Here is a 5229-nt window from a genome sequence, read left to right on the forward strand (position 1 = left end):
ATAACCCGAATACTCCCTCGGTTCGAAGGGGTGAACCTGCCTCCGATGGTAAACCTGGAACCCGGATTATAAAAACTTGACTTTGTAACAATTTCTCCCTCTACCCAGGTTTTCCGATGCAGGACAAGACAGGGTTCCGCCTCGCTGATCTGCAGTAATTCACGTACCGGTGCTTCCGCGATCATCGCCTCCACCACGTGTTCCACCTCAGAAATAGGTGCGATAGCGAGCAGATATTCATTCGGGGAAACACGGGTAAAATCCTGCATCAGGAAATCAGGGGCAAAATCCGGTTTGACATACCTGTCAGCCAGCTGAATGGGAACCCCATTATCCATATGAACAATGAGCGAATGAAAAACACAAGCATTGGGTTGCAGTCCCATGGAAAGGGCCAGCGCTGGACTTGCTTTTTCCGCCGCCAGAACGCGAACGTCACAGGAGTAAACCCCGCCCCGCTCGCGAATTTCTTTGGCAATGGACTGGACCTCAAGAAGGGCTGACTGTGGTTTCTGGTTGGCCACAAAGGTCCCCAGTCCCTGAACGCGGGTCAGCTTTCCTTCTCCGGTCAACTCCCTCAGGGCCCTGTTAACAGTCATCCGTGAAACACCGAGCAGCTCAACAAGCCTGTTTTCCGACTCGATTTTCATCTCTTCGCGCAGTTCACCACTCTCAATACGGGAAAGGATATACTCCTTGACCTGCTGATAACGAGGAAGGGAAGGGTCGATATTATGTATATGATCAGAAAACTGCACTTTTTCTCCACCTGTTGAGTAATTGGTCACAGGGATAGCAACTCTATGATTTTATTACCTCGGCCAGGCTGGGATTGTTCTCCTTTATCTGAAAATCCTCGGCTGAGGGTTGTGTTGCCGCAGTCGGGATTTTCATTGGCTTTTTGCGGCCGAGCCGTAGAGTCCGGCCATGCCGGTTTATCAGACAGTCACTCCCGGCAACAATCCTTCCGGCACCAGGAAGTTCAAATTACCGGAAAGTGCCAGACCACTTGCCTTTTCAATATCCGGCGCAAAGTACCTGTCCTGATCATAGAACGGAACCAGCTCCCTTACCTTTTCCTTTGCATTCTCAAGAAGGGGCGATGTCTTCAGCGGAGCCCTGAAGTCCAGACCCTGACAGGCGGCGAGCAGCTCAACGCCGACTACTCCAGCAGTATTTTCGGCCATATCCTGCAATCTGCGTCCGGCAAAGGTGGCCATGGAAACATGGTCCTCCTGATTTGCCGAGGTGGGCAGGCTGTCCACCGACGCCGGATGGGCCAGGGACTTATTTTCACTCGCAAGAGCGGCTGTCGTCACCTGGGCAATCATAAATCCGGAATTGAGCCCGCCTTTTTCCACCAGAAACGGAGGCAGTTTACTCATATGGGTGTCAATGAGCAAGGCTATTCTTCTCTCCGAAATCGCACCGATCTCAGCCAGGGCCAGGGCCAGGTTATCAGCTGCCATGGCGACAGGTTCTGCGTGAAAATTTCCCCCGGAAATAATATCACAGCTCTCGGCAAAAACCAGGGGATTATCAGACACGGCATTGGCTTCCGTCACCAGGACCTCCGCTGCGTTTCTGATCTGGGAAAGGCACGCCCCCATCACCTGTGGCTGACATCTCAGGGAATATGGATCCTGAACACCCTCGCAATCCTTATGGGAGATACCGATCTCGCTCATTTCAGACAAGAGATGGCGGAAAGCTGCCGCAGTATCTATCTGGGTCCGGTGTCCTCTCACTTCATGAATGGCCGGCTCAAACGGTCGCCTGCTTCCCAGTGCCGCCTCCACCGACAATGCGCCTGCCACCAGAGCGGATGCAAAAAGATTTTCCGTGGCAAAAAGACCTTCCAGTCCAAAAGCAGTGGAAGCCTGGGTGCCGTTCAGCAATGCCAGTCCTTCCTTGGGGCCGAGCACTATTGGCTGCAATCCGGCAATTTCAAGACCTTCACGGCCACTGAGCCGCTTCTTCCTGTAAATCACCTCACCTTCCCCCAGCAACACTGTGCTCATATGGGCAAGGGGGGCAAGATCACCTGATGCTCCAACCGAACCTTTTTTAGGGATACAGGGGTAAACCTGGCTGTTTACAAGTTTCACCAGGGCCTCAATCACTTCAAGACGGATACCGGAGTATCCCCTGGCCAGGCTGTTTATTTTCAGTACCATGAGCAGCCTGGTTGTTGATTCATCCATAAAATCGCCAATACCGGCGGCATGGGAAAGAACAATTGAACGCTGTAGATGCTCCAGTTCATCATTGGGGATAATGGTATTGGCCAGCAGGCCGAAACCGGTATTGATCCCATAGATTACCCTCCCTGAACTGATAACATCGGCAACAGTGGCCACCGATTTTCTGATACCTTCCCTGCATTCCGGAACAAGTTTGACCCTGACCGGTTCAACTGCGACTGTTCGCAATTGTTCCAGAGTCATTTTCCCAGGTGTAATCTCAATGTTTTTCATATTCATTTTTTTATTCCTCATTCAGAGGTAATAAAATCAAATAGTTGTTACCTCTGTTCTGGAGTTACCTTTAAAAACAAATAAATCCCGTTATTTTTTTAACGGCCCTGCAAAAAAGTTGTATATACAACTTCCAGGTTGTATTATATGTGGTATAATCGCATTCTGCAACTTTTTCGGGACAAGGAGAAAATCATGCTCAACAATACCGACATATCCCAGGCAATGAAGATTCGTCTTGATGATGAACTGCCTGAGAAACAGCCCTTTCTGGAGGGTATCCGCCGGGCACCTGCCCGTGGCTTCAGATTGAACCGCAGTCAGACGGCAACTGCACTGAAAAACGCCCTCCGGTATATTCCGGAACAGCACCACGCCACCCTGGTACCCGAATTTCTCGATGAACTGAAGACCTTCGGCAGAATTTACGGCTACCGGTTTCGGCCCAAAGGTCACATCAAGGCCCGTCCCATTGAAGAATACAAGGGAAAGTGCCTTGCCGGGAAAGCCTTCCAGCTCATGATCGACAACAACCTGGATTTTGACGTGGCTCTCTACCCTTACGAACTTGTCACATACGGAGAAACAGGTTCCGTCTGTCATGACTGGATGCAACTCTGCCTTATAAAAAAATACCTGCAGGAACTGACCGAAGAACAGACCCTGGTCATGCAGTCCGGGCACCCCCTGGGCCTGTTCAGATCAGCTCCGGACAACCCCAGGGTCATCATCACCAACGGCCTGATGGTTGGCCTCTATGACAACCCTGACGACTGGGAAATTGCAGCCCAGATGGGTGTTTCCTCCTACGGCCAGATGACCGCAGGCGGCTGGATGTATATCGGTTCCCAGGGCATAGTCCACGGCACCTATAATACCCTGCTTGCCGGGGGACGAAAAATGTGCGGTGTTCCCGCCGACGGGGACCTGGCGGGTCTGCTCTTTGTCTCCTCCGGTCTGGGAGGCATGAGCGGCGCCCAGCCCAAGGCGGCAAAAATCGCAGGAGCCGTTTCCATCACGGCGGAAGTGGATCTCTCCCGCATTACAACCAGGCATAAGCAGGGCTGGGTTGACATTGTCACCAGTGACATGGACGAGGTTTTAGAAATTGCAGAGAAAGCACTTGCTGCCAGGGACAACACCGCCATTGCCTACCACGGAAATATCGTCGACCTGCTTGAATACCTGGCGGAAAAAGAAATGAAAATTGACCTGCTCTCCGATCAGACCTCCTGCCATGTGGTCTATGACGGAGGCTATTGTCCCCAGGGACTCTCCTTTGCCGAGCGGACCAGGCTGCTGGCAGAAGACAGGGACAGGTTCAGAGATCTGGTGAACGAGAGTCTTCGCAGACATTACCAGGTCATCCGAAAACTTTCGGAACAGGGCAGTTATTTTTTTGATTACGGCAATGCTTTTTTGAAAGCCGTTTTTGATGCAGGGGTGATCGAAGTTGCCCGAAACGGGGTTGATGAAAAAGACGGTTTTATCTATCCATCTTATTTTGAAGACCTCATGGGTCCGATCTTTGATTATGGCTACGGGCCTTTTCGCTGGGTGTGTCTTTCCGGCAAACCTGAAGACCTGGACAGAACGGACCGGGCAGCCATGTCCTGCATCGACCCCGAAAGACGGCCTGAGGACCGGGATAATTATGTCTGGATCAGGGATGCGAAAAAAAACAACCTGGTTGTCGGCAGTCAGGCCCGCATCCTCTATTCGGACGCAAGGGGCCGTACGGCCATAGCCCTGAAATTCAATGAGCTGGTCAGGAAAGGTGAGATAGGTCCGATCATGCTCGGCCGTGACCACCACGACCCCGGCGGCACTGATTCACCTTTCCGGGAAACTGCCAATATAAAAGATGGCAGTAACGTCTGCGCAGACATGGCTGTTCATTGCTTTGCCGGAAACGCAGCCAGAGGCATGTCCATGGTGGCCCTCCATAACGGCGGTGGCACCGGTATCGGCAAAGCGATAAACGGTGGTTTCGGTATGGTTCTGAACGGCAGCCGGCAGGTGGACGACATTCTCAGATCTGCCATGTCATGGGATGTGATGGGCGGTGTCGCCCGGCGCAACTGGGCCAGAAATCCTAACGCCATGGACGTGGCCATTGAATATAACAGAAATAATATAAATGATGATCAGATAACCATTCCCTTCCAGGCGGATCAATCTCTGGTGGACAGGGCAACGGAAGAGCTTTTCAAAAAATAACACTCAATGTCGTTAACTTGTGTCAGCCCAATGTCGTTAACTTAAGGACAAGATGGTTAAGGAAAGCCCCATTCTGACCTTGGCCGGGGGTGTCTGCAGCCAGGACGGCTGCAGTCAAGCCCCCAGGGACGGGTTTATGGCGTCCCCCGGACGAGGTCAGAATGGGGCTCATCGCTTAAGTTAACGACATTGTGTGTCAGCCTATAAATAAATACCTGGGAATTACCATGTCACCAACGACCACACTCTTTCAAAACTGTGTAATTTTCACCCCTGCCGACAGCGGAAAACCAAAGAGAGGAGAGCAGCAGGGGACGCTCACTTGTTTCCACGACGGCGCCCTTCTTGTCAGGAACGGCCTGATCCTTGATATCGGAGAAAAAACCGATGTCCGGAACAGACTGCAGAAATCTCCAGACAGGGAAATCGACTGCGGTGGATACTGTATGATCCCCGGCTTTGTTGACCCACATACCCATATCTGTTTCGCAAAAAGACGGGAATCCGAATTCGAACTGCGCCTTGCAGGTAC

General features: G+C 51.8%; 3 protein-coding genes and 1 pseudogene. 2 read left to right on the plus strand and 2 right to left on the minus strand.

Features of this window, described 5'->3' with window-relative positions:
- Both hutC and hutH read right to left on the minus strand, forming a co-directional pair.
- Window positions 1–758 (minus strand): histidine utilization transcriptional repressor HutC (gene hutC / locus ACXLDX_RS13525; RefSeq protein ID WP_457577719.1); only part of this gene is annotated, 758 nt, incomplete at its 3' end.
- A gap of 180 nt (window positions 759–938) precedes the next feature.
- Complete coding sequence (gene hutH / locus ACXLDX_RS13530) at window positions 939–2477, minus strand: histidine ammonia-lyase (protein ID WP_457577720.1); 1539 nt, start codon at window positions 2475–2477, stop codon at window positions 939–941.
- A gap of 195 nt (window positions 2478–2672) precedes the next feature.
- On the opposite strand from hutH, the gene hutU reads away from it, so the two are divergent.
- Together hutU and ACXLDX_RS13540 are read left to right on the plus strand one after the other, a co-directional pair.
- Window positions 2673–4697 carry a urocanate hydratase gene (hutU, locus tag ACXLDX_RS13535; protein ID WP_457577721.1) on the plus strand — a complete coding sequence of 675 codons (2025 nt, stop codon included), beginning with the start codon at window positions 2673–2675 and terminating at the stop codon, window positions 4695–4697.
- A gap of 227 nt (window positions 4698–4924) precedes the next feature.
- A pseudogene (locus tag ACXLDX_RS13540) lies at window positions 4925–5229 on the plus strand (imidazolonepropionase); the annotation flags it as partial.

The sequence above is a fragment of the Desulfomarina sp. genome (genome assembly GCF_054039375.1).